At 74.2% G+C, this 24737-nt stretch carries 17 protein-coding genes and 1 tRNA gene; 3 read left to right on the top strand and 15 right to left on the bottom strand.

Annotated features, from left to right (window positions below; translation table 11 throughout):
- Positions 1 to 118 precede the first annotated feature (118 nt).
- The 5 genes from rplA to ABD353_RS00630 all read right to left on the bottom strand — a co-directional run bounded on the left by rplA (position 119) and on the right by ABD353_RS00630 (position 3163).
- Positions 119 to 841: a 50S ribosomal protein L1 gene (gene rplA, locus ABD353_RS00650; protein WP_263104917.1), complete on the bottom strand. Its 723-nt coding sequence runs from the start codon at positions 839 to 841 to the stop codon at positions 119 to 121.
- A gap of 76 nt (positions 842 to 917) precedes the next feature.
- Positions 918 to 1352: a 50S ribosomal protein L11 gene (rplK, locus tag ABD353_RS00645; RefSeq protein ID WP_030263630.1), complete on the bottom strand. Its 435-nt coding sequence runs from the start codon at positions 1350 to 1352 to the stop codon at positions 918 to 920.
- A gap of 163 nt (positions 1353 to 1515) precedes the next feature.
- The gene (gene nusG / locus ABD353_RS00640; RefSeq protein WP_344621445.1) at positions 1516 to 2364 is read right to left on the bottom strand and encodes a transcription termination/antitermination protein NusG; all 849 of its coding nucleotides are present in this window, start codon (positions 2362 to 2364) and stop codon (positions 1516 to 1518) included.
- A 231-nt stretch (positions 2365 to 2595) separates the two neighbouring features.
- Positions 2596 to 2946, bottom strand: coding sequence for a preprotein translocase subunit SecE (gene secE / locus ABD353_RS00635; protein ID WP_263104914.1), 351 nt, complete (start codon positions 2944 to 2946; stop codon positions 2596 to 2598).
- 144 nt (positions 2947 to 3090) lie between these two features.
- Positions 3091 to 3163 (bottom strand) — tRNA-Trp (locus tag ABD353_RS00630).
- 256 nt (positions 3164 to 3419) lie between these two features.
- Between ABD353_RS00630 and ABD353_RS00625 the strand changes: the two genes are divergently transcribed.
- Positions 3420 to 4658, top strand: coding sequence for a pyridoxal phosphate-dependent aminotransferase (locus ABD353_RS00625; protein WP_344621444.1), 1239 nt, complete (start codon positions 3420 to 3422; stop codon positions 4656 to 4658).
- A gap of 109 nt (positions 4659 to 4767) precedes the next feature.
- Entirely contained in the window at positions 4768 to 5907 is a 1140-nt protein-coding gene (locus tag ABD353_RS00620) for an adenosine deaminase (RefSeq protein ID WP_344621443.1), read from the top strand.
- On the opposite strand, the gene ABD353_RS00615 is transcribed toward ABD353_RS00620, so the two are convergent.
- Positions 5812 to 6852 (bottom strand): UDP-N-acetylmuramate dehydrogenase, encoded by a 1041-nt coding sequence (locus ABD353_RS00615; protein ID WP_344621442.1) that lies wholly within the window; start codon positions 6850 to 6852, stop codon positions 5812 to 5814. The genes ABD353_RS00620 and ABD353_RS00615 overlap by 96 nt on opposite strands.
- Positions 6853 to 6997: 145 nt before the next feature.
- Here ABD353_RS00615 and ABD353_RS00610 point away from each other — a divergent pair, with 145 nt between their 5' ends.
- Positions 6998 to 7633: a MerR family transcriptional regulator gene (locus ABD353_RS00610; RefSeq protein WP_344621441.1), complete on the top strand. Its 636-nt coding sequence runs from the start codon at positions 6998 to 7000 to the stop codon at positions 7631 to 7633.
- An 84-nt stretch (positions 7634 to 7717) separates the two neighbouring features.
- Here the strand turns inward: ABD353_RS00610 and ABD353_RS00605 are convergent, their stop codons facing one another.
- The 9 genes from ABD353_RS00605 to ABD353_RS00565 form a co-directional block, all read right to left on the bottom strand.
- Complete coding sequence (locus ABD353_RS00605; protein WP_344621440.1) at positions 7718 to 9196, bottom strand: MFS transporter; 1479 nt, start codon at positions 9194 to 9196, stop codon at positions 7718 to 7720.
- A 144-nt stretch (positions 9197 to 9340) separates the two neighbouring features.
- Positions 9341 to 9766 carry a DUF3291 domain-containing protein gene (locus ABD353_RS00600; protein WP_344621439.1) on the bottom strand — a complete coding sequence of 142 codons (426 nt, stop codon included), beginning with the start codon at positions 9764 to 9766 and terminating at the stop codon, positions 9341 to 9343.
- 129 nt (positions 9767 to 9895) lie between these two features.
- Positions 9896 to 11191 carry an NAD(P)/FAD-dependent oxidoreductase gene (locus ABD353_RS00595; protein ID WP_344621438.1) on the bottom strand — a complete coding sequence of 432 codons (1296 nt, stop codon included), beginning with the start codon at positions 11189 to 11191 and terminating at the stop codon, positions 9896 to 9898.
- Positions 11192 to 11208: 17 nt separating this feature from the next.
- On the bottom strand, positions 11209 to 11913 hold the full coding sequence (locus ABD353_RS00590) for a 4'-phosphopantetheinyl transferase family protein (RefSeq protein ID WP_344621437.1): 705 nt from the start codon (positions 11911 to 11913) through the stop codon (positions 11209 to 11211).
- Positions 11900 to 12136, bottom strand: coding sequence for a hypothetical protein (locus tag ABD353_RS00585; protein ID WP_344621436.1), 237 nt, complete (start codon positions 12134 to 12136; stop codon positions 11900 to 11902). Before ABD353_RS00585 ends, ABD353_RS00590 begins: the two co-directional genes overlap by 14 nt.
- A gap of 38 nt (positions 12137 to 12174) precedes the next feature.
- Positions 12175 to 13965 (bottom strand): acyl-CoA dehydrogenase family protein, encoded by a 1791-nt coding sequence (locus ABD353_RS00580; RefSeq protein ID WP_344621435.1) that lies wholly within the window; start codon positions 13963 to 13965, stop codon positions 12175 to 12177.
- A gap of 50 nt (positions 13966 to 14015) precedes the next feature.
- On the bottom strand, positions 14016 to 15725 hold the full coding sequence (locus ABD353_RS00575; RefSeq protein WP_344621434.1) for an acyl-CoA dehydrogenase family protein: 1710 nt from the start codon (positions 15723 to 15725) through the stop codon (positions 14016 to 14018).
- The gene (locus ABD353_RS00570; protein ID WP_344621433.1) at positions 15722 to 17353 is read right to left on the bottom strand and encodes a PfaD family polyunsaturated fatty acid/polyketide biosynthesis protein; all 1632 of its coding nucleotides are present in this window, start codon (positions 17351 to 17353) and stop codon (positions 15722 to 15724) included. The genes ABD353_RS00575 and ABD353_RS00570 overlap by 4 nt, the downstream gene beginning before the upstream one ends.
- 29 nt (positions 17354 to 17382) lie before the next feature.
- Positions 17383 to 24699, bottom strand: coding sequence for a beta-ketoacyl synthase N-terminal-like domain-containing protein (locus ABD353_RS00565; RefSeq protein WP_344621432.1), 7317 nt, complete (start codon positions 24697 to 24699; stop codon positions 17383 to 17385).
- Between the last annotated feature and the right edge of the window lie 38 nt (positions 24700 to 24737).

Below are 24737 nucleotides of genomic sequence, written 5' to 3'. Positions count from 1 at the left end.
CCCCGCGCGGCCGCGCACACGGCCGACGGGCCCGCACCCCCGGTGAAGGGGGTGCGGGCCCGTCGGTCACGAACTGCGCGGTGCGCCCAGGACGCGGCTACTGCCGGAGCACGGTGGCTCAGACGGCGGCCGGGTCCTCCTCGACGAGGAGGTTGCGGGTGCGGTTCGGGTCCACCTGGACGCCCGGGCCCATGGTGGTCGAGAACGCGATCTTCTTGATGTAGCGGCCCTTGGCGGCGGCCGGCTTGGCCCGGAGGACCTCCTCGAGCGCGGCGCCGTAGTTCTCGACCAGCTGCTCGTCGGTGAAGGAGGCCTTACCGATGATCAGGTGCAGGTTCGAGTGCTTGTCGACGCGGAACTCGATCTTGCCGCCCTTGATGTCGTTGACGGCCTTGGCGACGTCCGGGGTGACGGTGCCGGTCTTCGGGTTCGGCATCAGGCCACGGGGACCGAGCACGCGGCCGAGGCGGCCGACCTTGCCCATGAGGTCCGGGGTGGCGACGACGGCGTCGAAGTCCAGGCGACCCTTGGCAACCTCGTCGATCAGCTCGTCGGAGCCGACGATGTCGGCGCCGGCAGCACGCGCGGCCTCGGCACGGTCACCGGTCGCGAAGACCAGGACCCGAGCGGTCTTACCCGTGCCGTGCGGGAGGATGACGGTGCTGCGGACCATCTGGTCGGCCTTGCGCGGGTCGACACCCAGGCGCATGGCAACCTCGACGGTCGCGTCGAACTTGGTGGTGGAGGTCTCCCGGGCGAGGCGGACGGCCTCGAGCGGGGCGTAGATCCGGCTGCGGTCGACCTTGGCGTCCGCGGCCTTGAGGGCCTTGCTGCGCTTCACTGCTTCTCCTGAAGGTGATGGAGTTCGTGGTGGGAACGGGCCGCGCTCGGCCCTACCACGGGGACGACTGGGCTGATCAGCCCTCGACGGTGATGCCCATCGACCGGGCGGTGCCGGCGATGATCTTCGACGCGGCGTCCAGGTCGTTGGCGTTCAGGTCGGGGAGCTTCACGGTGGCGATCTCGCGGACCTGGGCAGCCGTGAGCTTGGCGACCTTGGTCTTGTGCGGCTCGCTGGAGCCCTTGTCGATGCCGGCGGCCTTCAGGATGAGGCGCGCGGCCGGCGGCGTCTTCGTGATGAAGGTGAAGGTGCGGTCCTCGTAGACCGTGATCTCCACCGGCACGATCATGCCGCGCTGCGACTCGGTCGCGGCGTTGTAGGCCTTGCAGAACTCCATGATGTTGACGCCGTGCTGACCCAGCGCGGGGCCGACCGGCGGGGCCGGGTTGGCCGCACCGGCGTTGATCTGGAGCTTGATAAGCCCCGTGACCTTCTTCTTCTTGGGAGGCATGTCTCTCCGGGTCCTTCCGAGAGGTGATTTCGGCGTGTGCATCGGTCGGGGCGACACCCGGCCGCCAGCACACACATCGGACCAGGCTAACCGCTGATGCGGCCCTGGACCAAAACGGCTCCGGGGCGGAGCCTGCGCCCCGCCCCGAAGCCGAAGATCTGCGTCAGTTCTTCTGGATCTGGTCGAACGACAGCTCGACCGGGGTCTCGCGGCCGAAGATCTCGACCAGGCCCTTGACCTTCTTCGAGTCGGGGTTGATCTCGTTGATGGTCGCCTGCAGGGTCGCGAACGGGCCGTCGGTGACGGTGACCGAGTCGCCGACCTCGAAGTCGAGCACCTGGACCTCGACCGGGCGGACCGGGGACGCCTTGCCGGCCTCCTTGGCCGCGGCGCGCTCGACGTCCGGCGCGAGCATCTTGACGACCTCGTCCAGCGTCAGCGGGTACGGGTCGTAGGCGTTGCCGACGAAGCCGGTGACACCCGGGGTGTTGCGGACGACGCCCCAGGACTCGGCGTCCAGCTCCATGCGGACCAGGACGTAGCCGGGGAGCTTGTTCTGACGGATGGTCTTGCGGTCGCCGTTCTTGATCTGGACGACCTCTTCCTGCGGCACGGCCGACTCGAAGATGCGGTCCTCGACGTTCAGCGAGACGGAGCGCTGCTCCAGGTTCTGCTTCACGCGGTTCTCGTAGCCGGCGTACGTGTGGATGACGTACCACTCGCCCGGCGCGAGGCGGAGCTTCTCGCGGAACTCGGCGACCGGGTCGCTCTCCTCCGCCTCGGCGGTGAACGCCTCCTCGGCGGCGGCCTCGGCGTCGGCGACCTCGTGCAGCGCGGCGGCCTCGGCCGGCACGCCCGCCTCCGCCTCGTCCGCAGCCTCGACCTCGTCCTCGTCGGCGTCGGCGGCGTCGAGGATCTGCTCCGCAGCCTCGGCGTCGGCGGCCTCGGCCGCGACGTCCGCGTCGCGGACGGTCTCGTCGGCGTCGGCGTCGTACAGGGGGGACTCAGACACGGGCGCTGCTTCTTTCCTGGGATGTGTAACGGATACCTCAACAGTACCGAGTCAACGGTAGCTGGCCCGCCCTGTCGGCGCCGAAAGCCCGGACCGGTCTCCCGTCCCGGAGGGGCGGGGCACCGGTCTCGGGTGCGCAGGACGGGGCCGGGCGGGTGTCCGGACGTCGCGCACCGGCCGGTCGGGCCGGTGGCGTCCGCGGAGGAAAGTCGCGCCGGATCGGGCGCGGGGTCAGCCGAAGATCAGCAGGCTGAGCTTGGCGAAGGCGGTGTCGAGGCCGTAGACCACGAGCATGATCGTGACGACGAAGACGACGACCACGGTGGTGTACTGGATCAGCTCGCCGCGGCTCGGCCAGACGACCTTGCGGAGCTCGGCGATGATCTGGCGGTAGAAGACCGCCATGCGCGCGAAGAGGCCCTTCTTGGCCCGCTTGCCGGACTTGCGGTCGCCGCCCTGCGCCTTGCGGGCGCGCTTCCGGTCGCGGCGGGAGAGCGCCTCGTCAGGCGTGGCGGCAGCGCCGTCGGCACCCTCGGGGTTGCCGCTCTCAGGCGTTGCGGTGGAGCCCGTGGTCTCCGTCACTCGTCCTCACCTGAATCCGGGTCCTGCCGAGAAGCGTGCCCGGGGTGGGCGCGCCGGTCCGGCGAAGTGCATTGCTGACGGGGCCCTCTCCGCATCAAGCCCGCTCGCTCTGTGGAGCGAACGGGCTCGGTACGAAAAAAGCAGCAGGGCACGAGGGACTCGAACCCCCAACCGCCGGTTTTGGAGACCGGTGCTCTACCAATTGAGCTAGTGCCCTACGGTGCCTCGCGGCCCCGGAGTTGACCCCCAACCTACCGCATCGGTGCCGGTGCGTGGTGTACGCATCGGCGTTGCGGTCCGCGGGGGCCATCGGTGGTCGAGCATACGGGTTCCGAGGCGTTTGGTCGAACCTCATTTGCCGACGTCGCCCGACGGAGCCCGTCGCCGGGCCTGCGGGGACACATCGTGGGACGCCCGGTACGCATGCTGGAACCCTCCTGCCCCGGCGGTGCCCACTCTGCGACGATGCAGGCATGAGCGCTTCCACCCCCGCCAACGTCCGTCCCGCCGACCGCCGGGTGTCCGCCCGGATCGGCGCCATCGCGGAGTCCGCCACCCTCGCCGTGGACGCCAAGGCCAAGGCCCTCAAGGCGGCCGGCCGCCCCGTCATCGGCTTCGGCGCGGGCGAGCCCGACTTCCCGACCCCGGGCTACATCGTCGACGCCGCGGTCGCCGCCTGCCAGGACCCGAAGAACCACCGCTACACCCCGGCCGGCGGCCTGCCCGAGCTCAAGGCCGCGATCGCCGCCAAGACGCTGCGCGACTCGGGCTACGAGGTGGACGCCTCCCAGGTGCTCGTGACCAACGGCGGCAAGCAGGCCATCTACGAGGCCTTCGCCGCGATCCTCGACCCGGGCGACGAGGTCATCGTCCCGGCGCCGTACTGGACCACCTACCCGGAGTCGATCCAGCTCGCGGGCGGCGTGGCGGTCGAGGTCGTCACCGACGAGACCACCGGCTACAAGGCCTCGGTCGAGCAGCTGGAGGCGGCCCGCACCGAGAACACCAAGGTGGTGCTCTTCGTCTCGCCGTCCAACCCGACCGGCGCGGTGTACACCCGCGAGGAGGCCGAGGCGATCGGCCGCTGGGCGCTGGAGCACGGCCTGTGGGTGCTCACCGACGAGATCTACGAGCACCTGGTCTACGGGGACGCCGAGTTCACCTCGCTGCCGGCCCTGCTGCCCGAGCTGCGCGACAAGTGCGTCGTGGTCAACGGCGTCGCCAAGACCTACGCGATGACCGGCTGGCGGGTGGGCTGGCTGATCGGCCCGCAGGACGTCGTGAAGGCCGCGACCAACCTGCAGTCGCACGCCACCTCCAACGTCTCCAACGTCGCCCAGGTGGCCGCGCTGGCCGCGGTGGCCGGCGACCTGTCGGCCGTCGACGAGATGAAGACCGCCTTCGACCGCCGCCGCCGCACGATCGTGAAGATGCTCAACGAGATCGACGGCGTGCTCTGCCCCGAGCCCGAGGGCGCCTTCTACGTCTACCCGTCGGTCAAGGGCCTGCTCGGCAAGGAGATCCGCGGGAAGCGCCCGGCCAGCTCCTCCGAGCTCGCCGCGCTGATCCTGGACGAGGCCGAGGTCGCGGTCGTCCCGGGCGAGGCCTTCGGCACCCCCGGCTACCTGCGGCTGTCCTACGCGCTCGGCGACGCCGACCTGGTCGAGGGCGTGACCCGGATCCAGCGACTGCTGGCCGAGGCCCGCGACTGACGCTCCCCGGCTGCCGCACCGCCCCCTGACACCCCGTTGAAACTCATTCTTTCGAGGGATGTTCAGGGGGCGGCTCCCGTTCGCCGCCGGAATGCGGCAGGATCGGTGGATGGATCGCCTTTCAGCCCCGCGTGACGTCGTCCTCCTGCCCAAGGCCCACCTCCACCTGCACTTCACCGGGTCGATGCGCCCGGCCACGCTGCTGGAACTGGCCGACAAGCACGGGGTGCGGCTGCCGGAGGCCCTGAGTTCCGGCGAGCCCCCCAGCCTGCGGGCGACGGACGAGCGCGGCTGGTTCCGCTTCCAGCGCCTCTACGACACCGCCCGCTCGGTGCTCCGCGACGAGTCCGACATCCGGCGCCTGGTCCGCGAGACCGCCGAGGACGAGCGGCGGGACGGCTCGCGCTGGCTGGAGATCCAGGTCGACCCCACCTCGTACGCGCCGCGGCTCGGCGGGCTGATCCCGGCGCTGGAGCTGATCCTCGACGCGGTGCGGGAGGCCTCGGCGGCCACCGGGGTGGGCATGCGGGTGGTGGTCGCGGCCAACCGGATGAAGTCCCCGATGGACGCGCGCACCCTCGCCCGGCTGGCCGTCCGCTACACCGACCGCGGCGTGGTCGGCTTCGGCCTCTCCAACGACGAGCGCCGCGGGCTCGCCCGGGACTTCGACCGCGCCTTCGAGATCGCCCGCAAGGGCGGGCTGCTGGCGGCCCCGCACGGCGGCGAGCTCTCCGGCCCGGAGTCCGTCCGGGACTGCCTGGACGACCTGGGCGCCGGCCGGATCGGGCACGGCGTCCGCTCCGCGGAGGACGCCCGGCTGCTGGAGCGGCTGGCCGCGCGCGGCGTCACCTGCGAGGTCTGCCCCTCGTCCAACGTGTCGCTGGGCGTCTACGAGCGCGCCGAGGACGTGCCGCTGCGCACCCTCTTCGAGGCCGGTGTGCCGATGGCCCTGGGCGCGGACGACCCGCTGCTCTTCGGCTCCCGGCTGGCCGCCCAGTACGACCTCGTCCGGACGGTGCACGGCTTCTCCGACGCCGAGCTCGCCGAGCTGGCCCGCCAGTCGGTGCGCGGCTCGCTCGCACCCGAGTCGGTGCGCAAGGAGCTGCTGGCCGACATCGACGGGTGGCTGGCCGGCCCGGCGGGCGCTGCCGCCCTAGAGGGCGACGCCGACCATCACGGGCTCGTTCACCAGCTCCACGCCGAAGGCGGCGCGCACGCCGTCGCGGACCTCGCGGGCCAGCGCCAGTAGGTCCTCGGTGCTGGCCGAGCCCCGGTTGGTGAGCGCCAGGGTGTGCTTGGTGGAGAGGGTGGCCCGGCCGGTGCCGTAGCCCTTGGTGAAGCCCGCCTTGTCGATCAGCCAGGCGGCGGAGGTCTTGGTGCGGCCGTCGGGCGCGGGGAAGGCGGGGGCGGTCAGGCCGTCGAGCCGGGCGGTGAAGGCCGCGTACTGCTCGGCGGTGAGCACCGGGTTGGTGAAGAAGGAGCCGGCCGACCAGGTGTCGTGGTCCTCCGGGTCCAGCACCATGCCCTTGCCGGCCCGCAGCTCCAGCACGGTGCCGGCGGCGGTGGCGAGGTCCACCCGCTCCCCCGCGGCCACGCCGAGCGTCCGGGCGACCTCGGCGTACTTGACCGGCGAGGACTGCCCGGCGGCGTCCTCCAGGGCGAAGCGCACCCGCAGCACCACGTAGCGGTTCGGGTCGGCCTTGAAGCGGCTGTGCCGGTAGGAGAAGGCGCACTCGGCGTTGGTGAGGACGACCGTCTCCCCCGCCTGCCGGTCGTAGGCGACGACCTCGGTGATCGTCTCGGCGACCTCCTGGCCGTAGGCGCCGACGTTCTGCACGGGGGTGGCGCCGGCCGAGCCGGGGATGCCGGCCAGGAACTCGACGCCCGCGAGGCCCGAGGCGACGGTGCGGGCGACCACGTCGGCCCAGACCTCGCCGGCGGCCAGCTCCAGGCGGGTGCCGTCCAGCTCGAAGCCGCGGGTGGCGATCCGCAGCACGGTGCCGTCGAAGCCCGCGTCGCCGATCACCAGGTTGGAGCCGCCGCCCAGCAGGAGCAGCGGCTCGCCGGCCGCGTCGGCCTCGCGGACGGCCGCGACGACCTCGTCGTCGGTGGTGGCCGTGACGAGGCGGCGGGCGGGGCCGCCGAGCCGGAGCGTGGTCAGCGGGGCGAGCGGGGCGTTCTGGAGTACCTGCACGCCCACCACGGTATACGGGGCGGCGGCGTGCCCGGCGCGGGTGCCCGCGGTTCCCGGGCGGACACCGATAGTGGAGACGTATGCTATCCATATTGGTCCGCCGCCCGCCGCGCGGACCGTCCGACCCTCGAACAGACGGGACGCCATGCGCATCGGAGAGCTGAGCCGGCGGACCGGGGTGCCGGTCCCGACCATCAAGTACTACCTGCGGGAGGGACTGCTGCCCGGCGGCGAGCTGACCAGTCCGAACCAGGCCCAGTACGGCGAGCCCCACGTGCACCGGCTGAAGCTGGTGCGGGCGATGGTCGAGGTCGGCAAGCTCTCGGTGGCCGCGACCCGCGACGTCCTGCAGGCGATCGACGAGCCCGGCAACAGCCTGCACCAGGTGCTGGGCATCGCCCAGGCCGCCGTCACCCCGGCGGTGACCGCGGCCGACCCGGACGCCTGGGAGAGTGCGGAGAAGCTGGTCGAGGAGCTCGTCGAGCGGCACGGCTGGGAGGTGAAGCCGGGCAACCCCGCCCGGCAGGCGCTGGCCCAGCTGGTGGTGACCCTCCGCGACCTCGGCCAGGACGACCTGCTCGACGTCTTCGACGACTACGCGGCCGCCGCGGAGCGGCTCTCCACGGCGGAGCTGGCGCTGATCGGCCGCCGCGAGGGCCTGGACAGCAAGGTGGAGGGCGCGGTGCTGGGCACCGTGCTCGGCGACGCCCTGATCGGGGCGATGCGCCGGCTGGCCCAGGCGAACGCCTCGCACCGCGCCTTCGAGGGCGCCCGCGGCTGACGGCCGCACGGACGCACGCCGAAGGCCCCCGGGAGTTCCGGGGGCCTTCGGCGTTCGACGACCGCTCCTCCGGGAGCGGGTCCGTCAGGCGTTGGCGGGGGCGGGCTCGTCCGCGGGGACGTCCTCCACCGGCTCGGCGGCCGGGCGGGGCGGGCGCGGGATGAACAGGGCGCAGACGCCGCCGAACACCACCACCGCGACGCCGACCCAGACCGCCGGGTGCAGGCCCTTGACGAACTCCTGGGCGTTCACCGGGCTGCCGTACTCCAGGAAGACGCTGCTGAGCACGGCGATGCCGAGCGCGCCGCCGATCTCCCGGACGGTGGTGTTGGCGCCGGAGGCCTTGCCGCGGTGCTCGGGGCCGACCGCGCCCAGCACCACGGCCGCCGTCGGGGCGATGGCGAAGCCCATGCCGGCGCCGGCCACCAGCATCGCGCCGACCAGGTGGGAGTAGGGGGTGTCGTCGGTGGCGGCCAGGTTGATCCAGGCGAGGCCGGCGGCCTGCAGGAAGAGGCCGAGCGCCATCAGCCGGCCGCCGCCGACCCGGTCGGTCAGCGCGCCGGCGACCGGGGCGATGAACATCGGCATCAGGGTCCAGGCGAGGGTGAGCACGCCGGCGTGCAGCGGGGTGCGGTAGGGCGCGATCTGCAGGTACTGGGAGAGGAAGAAGATCGAGCCGAACACGCCGAAGTACATCGAGGCGGACACCACGTTGGTCAGGGTGAAGGCGCGGACGCGGTAGAAGCCGAGCGGCAGCAGCGGGTGCTCGACGCGGCGCTCCCAGAGCACGAAGGCGGTCAGCAGGACGGCGGCGGCCGCGAAGGCGCCGAGGATGCGGCCGTCCGTCCAGCCGTCCTCGCTGCCGTTGACGATGCCCCAGACCAGGGCGAGCAGGCCGGCCGAGGCGAGCAGCATGCCGAGCAGGTCGAGGCCGGCGCGCTCGCCGCGGCTCTCCTTCAGCACCTTGAGGACGAACGGGACGGCGAGCACGCCGACCGGCACGTTGATCCAGAAGATCCACTCCCAGGCGAGGCCGTCGACGACGGCGCCGCCGACCACCGGGCCGAGCGCGATGGCGAGGCCGCTGACCGCGCCCCACAGGCCGAGGGCGAGGCTGCGCAGCCGCTCGGGGACGGCCTGCGAGAGCAGGGTGAGCGAGAGCGGCATGACGGCGGCGGCGCCGAAGCCCTGGACGGTGCGGGCGGTGATGAGTTCGGCGCTGGTGTCGGCGAGGCCGCAGGCGATCGAGGAGAGCGTGAAGACCGCGATGCCGAGGACGAAGACCTTCCGGCGCCCGAAGCGGTCGCCGAGCGCGGCACCGATCAGCAGCAGGCAGGAGAAGCTGAGGACGTAGGCGTTGACGAACCACTGGAGGTCGCGGGTGTCGGCCTTGAGGTCGACGGCCAGGGTGCGCAGGGCGGTGGAGACCACCAGGTTGTCGAGCGCGACCATGAACATCGGCACGCTGCAGGCGACGATCGACAGCCAGAGCGGCACGGTGCGGCCGCCGCCGTCGGCGGGGAGGTCCCCGGCCGGGACGGACCGCAATCCTGTCGAGGACATGACAGCTTTCTCCTTCGGTCGTGGTGCAGCGGGGGTCTGTCGCGGTGCGGGGGGTCGCGGCTCGGCGGTCGCGGTGCGGCGGGATCCGGGCCGGCCGGGTCCGGGCGGGCCGGGGTGCGGCCCGCCCGGGAGGAACGGCGGCGGTCAGGCCCCGGCGCCCTCGGCCGGGGCGGCGTCGGCCTGCCGCTGCTCGGCGAGCCGGCGCTTGGCGTCGGCCCAGGTGATCGGGAGCTCCTCCACCGGCACGTCCCAGAAGGTGAAGGTGGAGTTGTCCATGGTCGACCGCAGCGAGGTCATGATCGAGTAGTGCGGCTCGGTCTTGGCGAAGGTGTAGAGCGCCTCCCGGGACTCCCAGGCGGAGAGCGTCCAGAAGGTGCGCTTGAGCGGCTGGGCGATGAGCGAGGCGCCGACGGCGCCGGGCGCGGTGCGGACCTGCCGCCAGGCGGCCAGCGACTTCCAGAAGAAGCGCGGCACGTCGGCGAGCGAGCGGACCTCGAAGCGGGAGGCCATCACCATGGCCCGGGTCTGCGGCCGAGGAGCGTTGGGTGTGGTCCAGGGGAGCGTAGGCATGGGGTCAGCCTTCCTCGGCCGCCGATCGGCGAACCCACGTACGAGGGCCCGCCGAAACCGATAGTGGAACCTTGCGCTATCCACTATAGAGAGTGGCGCTTTCCAATGCCAGCTCTTTCGGGGAGCGCCTCAGCGCCCGAGCTCCCGCAGCAGTTGCTCCGCCGCCTCCAGCCCGGAGGAGAACGCCGCCTCGTGCGAGCCGATCTGGTCCCAGTGCAGCCGCTTGGAGTGGAAGTAGGAGCCGCAGAGCTTGATCCGGGTGCCCTCGTTGACCCGGTAGATGGTCCTCTGCAGGGTGCGCAGGTCCAGGTCGATCACCGGGTGCTCGTAGTGCAGCTCGCGGATCACCGACTCCTCGCGCACCGGCAGCGGGCAGTCCAGGGTGACGAAGTAGTCCTGCTCGGACTCGAAGCCGTGCAGCCGGTTCATGTAGTAGGCGACGTACGGGCGGACCTCGCCGCCCACCGCGACCTTGCCGTAGTTCCAGTTGTCCCAGCGGGAGCGGTCGGCGGGCATCACCGACGGGTCGGTGTGCAGCACCGCGACGGAGGAGTTGTAGCGGATCCGGGCGAGCGTCTCGCGCTGCAGCGGGCTCGGCTCGGTGAGCAGGGCGCGGGCCTGGTCGCCGTGCGCGGCGACCACCACGTGGTCGAAGCGCTCGGCGCCGGACGCGGTGGTGACGGTGGCCCCCTCCGGCTGCTCGGTGACCGACAGCACCCGCTCGCCGAGCCGCAGCTTGGGGTCGATCGCGGTCAGCGCCTTCCGCACGTACTGGACCGAACCGCCCTCCACCGTCTGCCAGTCGACCCGCTGCCCGCCGAGGCCGCCCTCGTCGTGCGCCATGAAGAAGGCGATCACCGTGGTGGCCGGCATCTCCCAGATCAGCTCGGCCGGCACCGACCAGACCGCCGTGCACAGCAGGATCACGTAGCCGTACCGGAACTCGGCGCTGTAGCCGCCGCGGTCCAGGTACTCCCCCAGCGGCAGGTCGGTGCGCTTGCGCAGGAAGTCCTTGCGGCCCTCCTGGTGGAAGCGCCGGGCCTCGCTCCAGATGGTGCGGAACTCCGCCGGGTAGCGGGCCAGCACCTCCTCCTCCGGCAGCGCCATCTCGGCCGTGCCGTACTGCAGGCCGGAGTCCAGGTCGAAGAAGTTGAAGCCGCCCTCGTGCCGGCGGGTGGCGACGCCCAGTTCGCCGAAGAAGCGGCTGAGGTTGGGGTAGCTGGGCTCGTTGAAGACCACGAAGGCGGTGTCGATGCCGAGCACACGGCCGGCGTCCTCGACCTCGATCGTGTGGGCGTGCCCGCCGACGCGGTCGTCCTGCTCGAACAGGGTGATCTCGGCGTGCTCGCGGAGCCGGTAGGCGGCGGACAGGCCGGCCACGCCGGCGCCGACGACCGCGACCCGGGGCTTGGCGGTTGCAGACATGAGGGGTCCTTAGCTGGCTAGGGGGCGATCAGGGTGCGGTGGATGCGGCCGCCCCGGCCGTCCTGCACGGCGGCGGCGAGGACGAATCCCGGTGCGGGGTGGAGCAGTTCGAAGTGCCAGGCGGCGTTCTCGGCGGCCGGCCGGGCCGGGTCGGTGACCCGGATCGGCCGGCTCTCCGGCGGGGTGAAGGAGAAGCCCGCGAGCTCCCGCCGCAGCCCGGTGCCGACGGCCTTGAGGTACGCCTCCTTGAGCACCCAGTACGCGGCGACCCGGGCCGGCCGGTCGGCCGCGGGGGCGGCGTCCACGGCGGCCCGCTCGGCCGCGGCGAACCAGCGCGGCAGGTGGCGGACGGCGGCCGCGCCGGCCACGGCCGGCTCCACGTCCACCCCGCAGCCGCGGCCGGAGGTCACCAGGCAGGCGACCATCCCGTCGGTGTGCGAGAGGTTGAACCGCAGGCCGTCCGCGGACGGTTCGGGCTCCGGACGGCCGTCCGGGGCGGTCCGCACCCGCCAGCCGCCGAGCGGCCGGCCGGAGCGGGCGCTCAGCGCGTACCGGGCGAGCACCCGGCCGCCGAGGAAGCGCCGCCGGGCGCCCTCGCCGCGCAGCCGGGCCAGCCGCGTCCGCTCCTCGGGGCCGAGCAGGCCGGGCCCGCCGTGTCGGGCGGCGAAGGCGTCGGCGGCGGCCTCCGGGAGCAGCCAGAGGTGGCCGTCACGTGCGGGCATCGCGCCTCCGGCTGCGCTGCTGCCGGGGCTCCCGGTGCTCCCTGGGCTCCGGGACGGTGCCGAGGACGCCCATGCCGACCAGCTGCTTCAGCCACTCGGACATCTCCCAGCGCAGCCGTTCCCGGCAGGGCGGGCAGACCTTGAGGTCGGGGTCGAGGCGGTCGGGCCGGCCGGTTCGCCGGCAGGACGGGCAGAGGGCACGGGCGCCCGGGTGCGGTGGCATGCGGCACTCCTTCCGCTGCGGTGCGGGCAGGTCGGGGGTCACCGCGCGCCGGGGCGGGGCCCGGTGCGCGCGGCCAGCCGGAACTGCCAGTGCGAGAACAGCCGGTCGCCCCGGTGCAGCCGTCGCAGCACGACCATCACCTCGTCCACGTCGGCGGCCGTGGTGACGGCCTCGTGCGGGTACCACTGCCGGCGCAGCCGTTCCAGTTGGAGCAGCAGCAGGGCGCCGCTGGGCAGCGGGTCCTCCATCGCGGCGGCGGAGTGGACGTGGGTGTGCACGCAGGCGGCGACGGCGTGCAGCAGGCAGTACTCCTTGGCGAGGTCGAAGAGTTCGGCGGACTGCCCGTACTCGCGGCCGAGTCCGGTCTTGAGCGTGCGGCTGCGCGCGTGCAGGGCCGAGGCGCGGCCGAGGAGTTCGGCGGCGGTGTCGGCGGCGCGCCGCAGCCGGTCACCCTCCTCGCTCCGGACGCCGGCGGCGAGGCGGCGCAGGGCGGCGAGCGAGGCGGGCGCGGCGAGCAGGGCGTCGTCCCGGCCGCGGCTGAACAGCTCCTGGTCCCAGGGGCGGTAGAGCGGCAGCGGCCGGCCCATGCCGTACAGGTCGGCCACCCGCTCCTCGGCCGCGTCGGCGGCACCCGTGGGCGGCTCGACGGCGGCGGCGAGCAGTCCGTCCGACTGCAGGGCGAGGTTCTTCAGGTTGACCACGGTGTTGCCGTCGGCGAAGTTGGCCACCAGCAGGTCGCGAAGCATCTTCTGGTGGATGCCGTGGTGCGGGTCGTCGCGGAGGTAGAAGCGGGCGCCCAGCACCACGTTGAGCTGGGACATGGTGCGTTCCAGCATGGTCGGCACCAGGTACTTGGCGACCGAGGACCAGACGCTGGCCTGCTCAGGGACGAGCTGGAGGCTGCGGACAGCGCCGAGGCTGACCGCGTCGGCGACCATCAGGTCGGCGAAGCACTCGGTCAACTGCCTCCGGGAGTAGGGGATGTCGCTGACGGTGCGGCCGAAGATGACCCGGTGCTCGGTGAAGTCGAGGGTGCCGCGCAGTGCGGTGTCCACCGCGGAGAGCGCGATGGAGCCGATCAGGGTGCGGGCGACCTGGGAGGTCTGCAGGGCGATCTCCAGGCCGGCGCCCTCCGCGCCGATTCGGGCGGAGTCGGGGACGAACACCCCGTCCACCCGGATGCCGCTCATGTCGATGGCGCGCAGGCCGTGCAGCCGCTCGTTGGGCAGCTCCTCGACGGAGCCGGCCGGGGTGCGGCGCTTCTCCAGCAGCAGGATCGAGTAGCCGGCGGGGCCGCCGGACTCCTTGGTGCGGGCGAAGACGGTGAGGCCGTCGGCGACGCGGGCGTTGCCGATCAGCCACTTCTCGCCGGTGAGCAGGTAGCCGCCGTCGACCTTGTCGGCCCGCAGTTCGTTGCCGAGCACGTCGCTGCCGTGGTTGCGCTCGGACAGGCCCCAGGCGTAGCGGCTGCCCTGCTTCATGGCGTCGACCAGGTACTGCTTCTGCTCGGCGGTGCCGGCGATCCAGGCGGGCAGGAAGGCCAGGCTGGTGATGATCAGGGCGGTGGCGGTGGTCGGGTCGCGGCGGGCGACGAGGCGCAGCAGGTTGAAGCCGGTCTCCACGTCGCCGGCCCGGCCGCCCTGGGCGGCGGGGATGTTGTACTCGTGCACCCCCCAGCGCTGCAGCAGGTTGACGAAGGGGTAGGGGTACTCCTCGCGTTCGTCGTGGTCGAGGATCCGCTCGAACGGCATCCGGCTCGCCGGGTCGTGCGGGTCGCCGAGGTGGGCCTCCAGCTCGGCGGCGAGCTTGTCGAGTTCTGGCTTCGGCACCGGTCTCCTCCGGGTCGCGTGGATCGGTCGCGTGGGTGCAGGGGTGTCGGTCAGGCCAGCGGGACGGGGACGGCGGAGAACAGCCGCCCGCCGTCGTGCAGCGCGAGCACGGTGTCGAGGGCGGGTGCGAGCAGGTCGGCCCCGTGGCGCGGGTCGGTGCCGTCGGCGCGGGCGAGCAGGTAGCCGAGGCAGGCGCCGAGCCAGCCGGCCGAGCCGGGCGGCCGGCCGTGCAGCGGCAGGTGGCGGCTCGCCCACCACAGCTGGAGGCAGCAGGCGGCGGCGTGCAGCCAGGCGAACCGTTCGGCGAGGTCGACCAGGGCGAGGCCGGGGCCGGCCTGCTCGACCTCCTTGGGCAGGTCCTGCAGGGCGTCCCGGAGGCGTTCGGCGAGGGCGGCCGCCTGCGGGGCGCCGCCCTCCGCGAGGGCGGCCGCGGCGGGGCCGGCGATCGCGGCGAGGGTGCCGGTCGGCAGGTCGCGGCCGCGGGCGTTGAGGTCGAGCCGGGCCGGGTCGTAGGGCGGCAGCGGCGCGTCCAGGGCGAAGACGGTCGCGGCGTGCCCGGCCGGGCCGGCCGGGGCCTTGACGAGGGCGGGCAGTTGGCCGGTGAAGGAGCGGAGGTTGGCCAGGGTGCTGGTGTCGACGACCCGGACGAGGGCGGCGTCCCGCTGGAGCTTCTGGAAGAGGCCGCCGCCGGGGCCCTCGGTGCGCAGCACGGCGCGGGTGGCGAGGGTGGCGCCGCAGCGGGCGATCGCGTCCTCGACGGCCTCGGCGACCACGTGCTTGGCGGCGCAGCCCCAGATGCTGAACTGCTCGGGGGCGAAGTGGATGCCGCGGGCGGCGGTGAGGGCGACGGCGTCGGCGGCGAGCAGCGCGGCCGCGGCGATCGCGGACTCCCGCCGCTGGTGGGGGGTGTCGAGGAGGCGGCTGCGGCCGGTGCGGCGTTCGGCGGCGAAGCCGAGGGTGAGCCGCAGGGCGGTGTCGGCGCAGCCGAGGCTGCCGGCGGTGGACATCAGCCGGACGACCTGCTGGGCCTTGACCGCGGCCTCCAGGGCCTCGCCGGGCCGGCCGACGACGCGGTTCCCGGGGACGGGGAGGCCGTCGAAGCGCAGGTGGGCGAAGTCGATGCCGCGCATGCCGCCGGTGGGCACGGCGGGGCCGCGGTCGAGTTCGGGCCCGGCCGCGGCGAGGTCGAGCAGGACGGCGGTGAAGGAGCCCGGTCCGCGCTCCCCGGTGCGGGCGACCACGTAGGCGGCCTCGCAGCGCTGCCCGAGGCCGACCATCCACTTCTCGCCGGTGAGGCGCAGGCCCGGTCCGTCCGGGTCGCGTTCGAGGCGGGCGGTGTTGGCGAGCAGGTCGCTGCCGTGCTCGGCCTCGGAGAGCGCGAAGGCCACCGCGCCGCCGCCGCGCAGGAGTGCGGCGACCTCCTGCTGCTGGGCGGGCGAGCCGTGCAGCCGGACGCAGGTGGCGGCGGTGATGGAGAACATGGTGGCCGGCATGGCGTTGAGGTCGCGCCGGGCGGCGGTGCGGACGAGCAGCAGGCTGCGGTCGAAGGAGCGGAAGGTGCCGCCCCAGTCGGCGGGCAGGTAGTCGAGGTGGAATCCGGCCGCGCGCAGGGCGGCGGCCAGCGCCTCGGGGTACTCCCCGGCCTCGTCGCGGCGGGCGGCGGCGGCGAAGCCGTACGGGTTGGCCGGGTCCTCGGCGGGGCCGAGCGTCTGCTCCAACCGCGCGGCGGCGGAGCCGAGTCCGTCGAGCGGGCCGGTCATCTGGCGCCCTCCAGGGTGGTGACCGCGGACTCCAGCGGGACGGGCCGGTAGTCGGCGGCGGCGGCCGGGACGTGCACACCGGCGGTGCGCAGCTGGGCGATCCGGGTGTGGAACGCGGCACCGCGCATCAGGTGGTGGGCGACCTCGGCGACCCGGCGGTTGCCGGGTGCCTTGAGGTAGCTGGCGGTGACCCAGTCGTTGAAGCTGCCCATCGCCGGTCCGCACCAGATCTGGTAGTCGAGGGTGCGGTCGGGGTCGCCGGTGACGGCCCAGCGCGAGCTCATCCCGAGGTACCAGCGGAAGACCAGGGCCATCCGCCGCTTGGGGTTGCCGGCGGCGCGGGCGAGCTGTTCGGGGTCGCGGCGCTCGAAGTAGCCGACGCACTCCTGCCAGACGTCGGCGAGCGGGCGGCGGAAGACCTGGGCCTCCAGCCGGGCGCGCTCGGCCTCGGGCAGCGCCTCCAGTCCGTCGTACGCCTGGTAGAGCTCGTAGAGCTTCTTGGCGCGCATCGGGAAGAGCGTGCCCTTCTTCAGCACCTGCAGCTCGACGCCCAGTTCGAACATGTCGGCGGCGGGGGCCATCTCGCAGTCGGCGATGCCGGCGGCGGCGAGCAGCGCCCTGGCCGCCTTGGAGGCACCGGACTCCACGCAGGACTGGTTGACCGAGCCGGTGACCACGTAGGCGGCGCCCATGGCGAAGGCGGCGGCGACGGCGGACGGGGTGCCGAGCCCGCCGCCGGCGCCGACCCGGACGGGGGCCGGGTAGCGGTGCTCGCGCTGCACGGCGTCGCGCAGCCGCAGGATGCTGGGCAGCAGGGCGGGCAGCGGCCGGCGGTCGGTGTGGCCGCCGGAGTCGGCCTCGACGGTGATGTCGTCGGCCATCGGCACGTACTTGGCGAGGTCGGCCTGGAGCGGGGTGATCAGGCCCTGTTCCAGCAGGGCGCTGACGGTGGCGGCGGGGGCCGGGCGCATGAACCGCTCGGCGGTCTCGGTGCGGGAGATCTTGGCGATCACCCGGTGCTCGGCGACCGGTCGGCCGTCCGGGCCGGGGCGCAGCCCGGCCAGCCGGTAGCGGACGATGTGCGGGCTGAGCGCCATGAAGGCGGAGGCCTCGACGCAGCGGACGCCGTGCCGCAGGAACAGTTCGACGGCCTCGCGTTCCAGCCGCTCCTCGCTGGGGCTGTGGATCAGGTTGACGGCGTAGGGCAGGCCGGGGATCTCGGCGGCGAACCGGGCGAGCGCCTTCGCGATGCTCTTTGGCAGCAGGCCCGCGGCACCGAAGGAGCCGAGGAACCCCTGCCGGGCGAGGGCGATCACCAGGTCGGCGGAGGCGATGCCGCCGGCCATCGCCCCGGCCAGGTAGGGCTGGCGCACGCCGTGCGCGGCGAGGAAGGCGGCCGAGCCGAGCCGCTGCGGGGGCAGCGGTGCGGCGGCGGCGAGCAGCGGCAGGCCGCTCTCGCGGCCGCCGGACGGCACGGCTCGGCCGCCCGCGGCGGCGCCGATGCCCTGCGGGGTGCGGACGACGAAGCAGGGGCGTTCCAGGTCGGCGAGGGCCTGGTAGATCCCGGCCGGGTCGGTGCTCGGGTACTGCTCGCCCTGCCAGAGCAGTGGTGTCTGGGGGTGGTTCATGATGGGCTTCCGTCTCCTCGGGCGGGCGGTCAGGGGGTGGCCGACTGGGACCGGACCTCGACGGCCACGCCGGTGAGCTCGTAGATCCGCAGTCCGGGCTTCCACAGGTCGGCGTCGGCGACCACCACGAGCCGGCCGTCCTCGCGGCGGACCTCGCGGACGTGCACGTCGAAGCGGAGCTCCTCGTCGTGGCGGAGGATCTGGCCGCGGTACTTCCAGCCGAGTTCGACGTCGGTGGCGAGGGCGAAGTACGGCCGCTCGATGCCCTCGGCGAGGCCCTCCTCCAGCACGTACAGCCGCAGGGCCTGCAGCACAGCCTCGACGCCGAGCGAGCCGGGCATCACCGGGTCGCGGTGGAAGTGGCAGTCGAAGTACCACTCGTCGGGGCGCACCGCGCGGTGGCCGTGCAGGTAGCCCTTGCCGTGCCGGCCGCCGTCGCGGACCAGGTCGACCCGGTCGACGAGGTGGAAGTGGCCGCCGGGCAGGTGCAGCAGGCCGCCCGCCGGGTCGGTGAACGCGGGCGCGTCGTCGGGGAGTTCGATCCGCCGGACGCGGTCGGCGGCGGGCTTCTCCTGCTCGATCCAGGGGGCGGCGTACTGTCCGGCGTCCAGGCCGGCCTGGTTGGCGAGGGCGGCGTCGCTGAAGTACCCGAAGAGGGACTCGCCGGTGTAGAAGACCTCGCCGTCGGCGGAGAGCTCGTAGCTGAACTTCTGCAGCACGGCGCCCTGGACGGCGCTGGTCATCAGCAGCTTGGAGTGGTGCCGGACGGTCCTGCCGCGCAGGTCGAGGTCCTTGACCAGGGTGGCCCGCCCGTCCAGGTTGCGGATGGCGTACTCGGTCTCCGGCTGCTTGAGGGTGGCGCCGAGGTAGTAGCCGAGCAGGATGGCGGCCTGCAGCGAGGTCTCCATGTGGACGCAGTTCGGCATGTGCGGGTGCGCGTTCTGCGCGTAGTACCAGGCGTCGGCCGGGGAGTCGTACTCGGTGACCATCTCCGAGCCCGGGCCGAGGTCGCCGCGGACGCCCTTGAGCTGCATGATCCGGTCGACGAACTGGAAGTCCCCGTTGGGGATGTACGGCGCGCGGCTGCTGCGGTACACGTCGAACTCGGGGCCCATCGCGGTGCCGAGGTCGCCCTTGGCGGCGTGCGCCAGGTGCAGCTCGTTGATCATCGCGGGTTCGCCGGAGCGGTTGCGCCGGCCGAGGAAGGCCGGCACGCCGCCGGTCTCCGGCCGGTACGGGGTGCCCTCCTTCTCGCGGATCTGGATGCCGAAGTTGCGCATCCGGATGACCGGCTTGTCGCCCAGGTACACCAGGACGTCGGCGATCACCGAGGGCCGCGGGAGCAGGGTGAGCTCCATGACCTCGATCTCGTAGCGGATCTCCCGGTGCTGCGGGGTGATCTGGCCGCGGACCTGCACCTCGGTCTGCAGGCCGACGACGGTCTGGAAGCGGGCGTCCGGCAGCACCAGGTGCATGCCCTGGTGCAGCAGGTAGGTCTGCAGGGCCTGGACGGCGCCCTCGGCGACCATCGAGCCGGCCAGCACCGGGTCGTCGGGGAAGTGGCACTCGAAGTACCAGGCGTCGGGCTGCAGTTGCTTGGTGGCGGTGAGGGCTCCGAGGCCGCGCGGGCCGCCGGTGCGGTCGATCCGCAGCTCGTCGATCATCCGCAGCCGCGCGTCGGGCAGGCGCAGCGCCGGGTTGAGGCCCTCGTCCTGGGCGTGTTCGGGGCCGAAGACCTCGCCGGGGCGGCCCTGGGCGAGCAGTTCGAGGTCGGCGGCGGTGAGGTGGTCCTTCCCGGTGCGGGCGAGCGGCTTGAACCACGCCTTGGTCAGGGCGGCGCGGGCGGCCTTCTCCTTGGCGGTGACGACCACGCCGAGCGGGGTGTCGAGTTCGGCCTGGCTGAAGAACCCGGCGGAGGCGTCCTTGAGTTCGAGGATCAGCTCGCCGTCGGCGTAGCAGAGGTAGCTGAAGAAGAAGAGCGTGGTGTCGCCCTGGGTGACGAACCGGTTGATCGAGATGTCGTAGCGCAGGGTCTGCCCGGCCCGCGGCAGGTCGCCGTGGAAGACCAGGGTGGAGTCGAGCAGCCGGTAGACCCGCTCGCCCCTGTTGCGGAAGTCGATGCCGAGGTAGCTGATCAGCAGCAGGTCGCACTGGCCGGCCTCGATGGCGACCGCCGGCGGCACCCCGCCGTCGACGGCGTACCAGGCGTCCTTCGGTACGTCGTACTCGGTGCGGATGAAGGACGGCTGGTAGACGCCGGTCTCGGCGCGCAGCTCGGTGACCCGGGTGACGAAGTGGTACGGCGGGGCGGGCAGCCGGACGCGCTTGGCGTAGCCGTCGATCTCGGCGAAGGCGGGGCCGAAGACGTCGGCGACCCGGCCGGTGGCGAAGGCGAGCAGGTCGTCCTCGTCCCAGATGACGCCGGGCTCCCCGGCCGGGACGACCGCGGTCGGCTCCAGCACGGCCGGCACCGGCACCGCCTGGACGGGCGCAGCCGGGACGGGCGGCAGTTCGAGCCGCGGGGCGAGCTCGATGGCCTGCCGCTCGGGCTCCGGCAGCGGCGCGGGGTCGGCGGGCGGGGCTTCGAGCAGCGCCTCGGTGCGGGCCAGGGTGCTGTCCTGCAGGACGCGCTGGGTCTCCATCACCACCGAGTGGGTGGCCATCAGCTGGTCGCGCAGTTCGCGGACGAGGTCCTGGGCGCCGTAGCTGCCGCTCTCCGCGGCTGGGGCGGTCGCTGCCGGTGCGGTCGCCGGCAGTGCGGTCGCCGGCGGTGCGGCGGGGGCCGGTGGCGCGGGCGCGACCTCGGCGGCCGGCTCGCTCCACGGCAGGAAGGAGATCGGCTCGCCGTCGAAGGCGATGACCTCGGGGTCGGCGAGGGTCGGGTCGGCGGGCATCTGCTCCTCCGGCGAGAGGGGGGACGGTCCGGGCGGGCCAGACGGCGCTGCCGGCGACGAAGGGCGGGGGTCTCCGCCGCCCGCCGCACGGGCGGCGGACGGGGCGGGAACGGCGGCGACCGCGGCGAGCAGGGGCTCCGGCGCGGCGGCGGGTACGGGGGTCGCAACGGTCTCGGCCAGCAGTTCCGCGGCCGGGGCGGCGATCCCGGTGGGGACGGACGCGCCGCCGCCGACCGGGAAGAGCACCCGGCGCCGGGCGGGCACCGCCGGCGCGGGCCCGAGCAGGCCGACGAGGTCGAGCGGTACGCCGTGCGCGACCAGCCGGGCGGCCAGCTGCGCGACGGTGCGGGCGGTCGGCACGCCGCGCCGGTCCACGGAGACCGCGACGTGCGGGGTGTCGCCGAGCGTCTCGCGCACCCAGCGGGTGCAGGTGGCGCCCGGGCCGACCTCGACGAAGTAGCGGAAGCCGCGGTCGTGCGCGGCCCGCACCAGCCGCGGGAAGTCGATCGTGGAGCGCAGCGTCTGCGCGATCCGGCGGGCCGTCTCCGCGCTGTCCAGGGCCGGGACGGGCCCGTAGTCGTAGGCGCTGAGCAGTTCCAGGCCGCCGGCGGAGCCCATCGGGTGGTCGTTGAGCCCGGCGAGACCGTCCAGGTCGGGGTCGACGACCGGGCAGTGCATCACCCCGTTGACGGGGGACCTGGCCGCGGGGCAGCCCAACTCCTCGATCAGCGCCCGGCACTGCGCCGGGTCGCCGGCGATCACCAGCTCGCCGGGGGTGTTGACGTGGGTGAGGAACACCCGGTCGTAGCGGGCGAGCGCGGCGCGGACGCGCTCCGCGTCGGCCAGCAGCACGTGGCCGGCCCAGACCGCGGAGTCGGGCACGGAGTCGGCCAGGCCCCACTGCTCGCGGACGGCGGTGCGCCGCCCGTTCAGCCGGTGCCGGAAGATCGGCGTGGCGCTGATCCGGTCGTCGCGGCGGGCGCCGCGCTGCCAGCCGCCGGTGGCGAACAGCATGCTGGACTCGCCGAGGCTGTAGCCGAAGGCGCCGTGCGCCCGGACGCCCAGCAGGTCCCGCACCAGGTCGGTGTACAGGATCGCGAAGGTGGTGCCGGTGGCCAGCATGAACGGCAGGTCGTCCCCCAGCTCGGCCTCCAGGGCCATGAGTTCGCGACGGCCGGGGTTGATCCGGGTGCGCGGGTGCAGCCGGGCGGCGCGGAAGGTGTCGTCGGGCCGCTCGACCTCGGCCTCGAAGCGCTCCAGCAGACCGGGGAAGGCCCGGAAGAGGTCCCGGCCGAGCCCCGGGTAGGAGGTGACCGCGCCGGGGTAGACCAGCGCGACCTTGCCGTCCGGGCCGATCGGGCGCGGGGTGAAGCAGCTGCCGGCCGGGGTCGCCCACTCCTCGCCGCGCTCCCAGGCGCCGGGCAGGTCCTTGGCGGCCGCGGCGAGCTGGCGGCCGAGTTCCTCGGCGTCCCGGCCGACCAGCACGACCCGCGGGGTGCCGACGGGCAGGGCCTCGGCGGCGGCCCGGGCGAGCGCGTACGGGTCGGCGCCGTCGGCGAGCAGGCCGCGGTGGCGTTCGACGGCGGCCAGCATTCCGGCCGGGTCGTCCGCGGCGAGGGCGAGCAGCACCGGGCCGCCGGCCCGCTGCCAGGCCCGCTCCTCGACGGCGCCGCTGGTGGCCGCCGCCGAGACCACCAGCCGGCCGTGCGCACCGCCCTCGGCGATGAACGAGACGGCGGCGTGCCGCCGTCCGGTCCGCTCGGTGCGCAGCCAGGGGCGGGAGGTGTCGGCGAGGTGGCAGCCGGTGGCGGCGAGCCGGTCCGCGAGTGCGGGGGCGGGCCGCTGCCAGCCGGGGACGCCCGGCAGGTAGCCGTGGTGGACGGCGAGGACGGCCCGCAGCAGACCGGCCATCGCGGCGGCGCCCCGGGCGTCGCCGATGTGGGCGCGGGCGCTGCCGAGCGCCGGGCCGGGGGTGCCGGCGGGGTGGACGGCGGCCAGCGCGGCGAGTTCCGCGGCGTCCTCGGCGGCGGTTCCTGCCGCGTGGGCCTCCAGGTAGCCGATGTCGGCGGCGGTGATCCCGGCGGCTTCATGGGCCAGGGCGGCGGCCTCGGCGAGCGCGCCGGCGTCGGCCTCGGGCAGCGCGCCGTCGACGGGGGCGGCGTGCCGGACGGCGACGGCGTCCAGCCGGGCGTAGGCGGGGCGGCGGCCCTCCCCGGGGCGGGTGAGGACGACCGCTCCGGCGCCCTCGCCGATCCGCCAGCCGCCGGTGTCCGCGCCGAAGGCGAGGCCGGGGCCGGTGGTGGGAGCGCCGTGGGCGGCGGTCCGCTGCACCAGGTTCTCGGGCGAGCCGGCGAGGTCGACGGCGCCGACCAGGACGGCCTCCACGCTGTCGTCGAGCAGCAGCAGCCGGGCGGTGTCCAGGGCCTGCGCGGTGCCGGCGCCCTCGGCGGAGACGGTGAAGGACGGGCCGGTGAGGTTCCACAGCGAGGAGATCCGGCTGGCCATGATGTTGCCGATGTAGCTGAGCACCTCGTTGGCGACGATCGGCTCGTGCACGCCGTCGCGGGCGATCGCGGTGAGCCGCTCGCGCTGTCCGTCCGTCAGGTCGGTGCCGGCGAGCAGCTCGCGCAGGTACGCGGCGATCCGGTGGCGGGCCAGGTGCAGGTGGGCGGAGGGCTCGATCTCCATCGCGACGACGACGGCGATCCGCCGGGCCTCGGGTGCGGAGGTGCCGGGGGCGGCTGTGCGGCTGTACCCGGCGTCGGTGAGCGCCTCGTCGGCGACCTTGGACATCAGCGCGTGCTGCAGGTTGTAGTTGCGCAGGTCGGCGGGCGGGATCCGGTGGTCGACCGGGTCGAGGCCGACGGTGTCGACGAAGGCGCCGACCGGCGGGGTGCCGGGGCCGACCCCGGCCTCGGCGAGGGCGCCGTCGGTGCTCTCCTCCAGTCCGCGCCAGCGGCGTTCGGGCAGCGGGCGGAAGGAGTCCAGCCCGTCGTGCACGGCCCGCTCGAAGGCGGTGGCCGATTCGAAGGCGCCGAAGTGCGCGCCGAGGCCGACGATGTCGGGCGTGGGCAGGGCGGTGGGCAGCGCGGTCGCCGGGGCGGTCGCGGCCTGCGCCGGGACGGCGTCGGAGAGCACCACGTGCGCGTTGGTGCCGCCGAAGCCGAAGGCGGAGACGGCGGCCCGGCGGGTGCCGGGGGCGGCGGGCCAGTCCCGTCCGGTGCGGACCAGGGCGGTGGCGGCCGCCCCGCCGGGCCCCGGCACCGGCTCGGTGACGCCGACGGTCGGCGGCAGGTGGCCGTGCTCCATGGCGAGCACCACCTTGAGCAGGCTGCTCAGGCCGGCGACGGTCAGCAGGTGGCCGATGTTGCCCTTCACCGAGCCGAGCAGCGGCAGTTCGCCGTGCGCGCCGAAGAACCCGGCGACCGAGGCGGCCTCGGTGGTGTCGCCGATCGGGGTGCCGGTGGCGTGGCACTCCAGGTAGTCGACCTCGGCGGGCGAGACGCCCGCGGCCCGGTAGGCCAGCTCGTAGGCGCGGTGCTGGCCGGCCTCGTCCGGCACCAGCAGGTGGCGGCCGCCGCCGTCGTTGGACAGGCCGATGCCGTCGACGACGGCGTGGATCCGGTCGCCCTCGCGCAGCGCGTCCTCCAGCCGCCGGACGGCGACCATGCCGGCGCCCTGGCCGGTGAGGATGCCGGCCGAACGGGCGTCGAAGGGCTGGCTGAACCCGTTCTCGGGGTAGGCGTGCAGGTCGGAGAAGCAGAGGTGGATCAGGGTCGGGTCGGGGGCGCAGACGCCGCCGGCGAGCACCAGGTCGGCCTGGCCGGTGGCGAGGTGGTCGCAGGCCAGCTTCAGCGCGTACAGCGCGGAGGAGCAGGCCGCGTCAAGGGCGTAGCGGGGGCCGCCGAGGCCGAGGGCGGCGCCGACGATCCGGGCGGGCGCGCCGCTGACCCGGGCGTCGGCGGGGTCGCGGCGCGGGGCGGTGTCGGGGCGGCCGGGCAGGTCGAGGCCGGCCCGGCGCAGGCCGGTGCGGACGGCCTGCTCGACCAGCGGCAGGCTGAGGTCGGCCGAACCGGGCGTCGGGAACGAGTAGTTGCCGAGCACCAAACCCGTCCGGGCGAGCAGCTCGGGGCGGTCGAGGTGGCCGCCGGTGCGCAGCGCCTCGCGGGCGGTGTGCAGCGACCAGTGGAAGACCCGGTCGAGGCCGGCGAGGCGCTCGGCGGCGATCCGGTAGCCGGTCGGGTCGAAGGCGAAGCCGCGGACGAAGCCGCCGCGGGTGCAGGTGATGCGGTGCTGCGGGTCGAGGTCGCGGGGGTCGGCGGGCGGTCCGAAGACCTCCGGGCCGCCCTCGGCCCGGCTGTCCGTCCCGCTGACGAGGTTCTGCCAGAACCGGTCCGGCGTCTCGGCGCCGGGGAACAGGCAGGACAGGCCGACGATGGCGTACGTGCTCATGGAAGCGGTGGTCCCTCCGGTCCGTGCGGCGGTCCGGC

The sequence above is a fragment of the Kitasatospora arboriphila genome (assembly GCF_039528095.1).
Taxonomy (GTDB): domain Bacteria; phylum Actinomycetota; class Actinomycetes; order Streptomycetales; family Streptomycetaceae; genus Kitasatospora; species Kitasatospora arboriphila.
The sequence above is the reverse complement of the archived record's forward strand: the minus strand, read 5'-3'. Positions and strand labels throughout refer to the sequence as shown.

What these genes read in the sequence shown, in the direction of transcription:
- ABD353_RS00610 (WP_344621441.1), top strand. Translation starts at nt 6,998, where the DNA reads ATGCGCATCGGAGAGCTGAGCCGGCGGACCGGGGTGCCGGTCCCGACC.
- ABD353_RS00590 (WP_344621437.1), bottom strand. Translation starts at nt 11,913, where the DNA reads ATGCCCGCACGTGACGGCCACCTCTGGCTGCTCCCGGAGGCCGCCGCC.
- rplK (WP_030263630.1), bottom strand. Translation starts at nt 1,352, where the DNA reads ATGCCTCCCAAGAAGAAGAAGGTCACGGGGCTTATCAAGCTCCAGATC.
- ABD353_RS00605 (WP_344621440.1), bottom strand. Translation starts at nt 9,196, where the DNA reads ATGTCCTCGACAGGATTGCGGTCCGTCCCGGCCGGGGACCTCCCCGCC.
- ABD353_RS00585 (WP_344621436.1), bottom strand. Translation starts at nt 12,136, where the DNA reads ATGCCACCGCACCCGGGCGCCCGTGCCCTCTGCCCGTCCTGCCGGCGA.
- ABD353_RS00625 (WP_344621444.1), top strand. Translation starts at nt 3,420, where the DNA reads ATGAGCGCTTCCACCCCCGCCAACGTCCGTCCCGCCGACCGCCGGGTG.
- ABD353_RS00600 (WP_344621439.1), bottom strand. Translation starts at nt 9,766, where the DNA reads ATGCCTACGCTCCCCTGGACCACACCCAACGCTCCTCGGCCGCAGACC.
- ABD353_RS00575 (WP_344621434.1), bottom strand. Translation starts at nt 15,725, where the DNA reads ATGACCGGCCCGCTCGACGGACTCGGCTCCGCCGCCGCGCGGTTGGAG.
- ABD353_RS00570 (WP_344621433.1), bottom strand. Translation starts at nt 17,353, where the DNA reads ATGAACCACCCCCAGACACCACTGCTCTGGCAGGGCGAGCAGTACCCG.
- ABD353_RS00595 (WP_344621438.1), bottom strand. Translation starts at nt 11,191, where the DNA reads ATGTCTGCAACCGCCAAGCCCCGGGTCGCGGTCGTCGGCGCCGGCGTG.
- ABD353_RS00620 (WP_344621443.1), top strand. Translation starts at nt 4,768, where the DNA reads ATGGATCGCCTTTCAGCCCCGCGTGACGTCGTCCTCCTGCCCAAGGCC.
- ABD353_RS00565 (WP_344621432.1), bottom strand. Translation starts at nt 24,699, where the DNA reads ATGAGCACGTACGCCATCGTCGGCCTGTCCTGCCTGTTCCCCGGCGCC.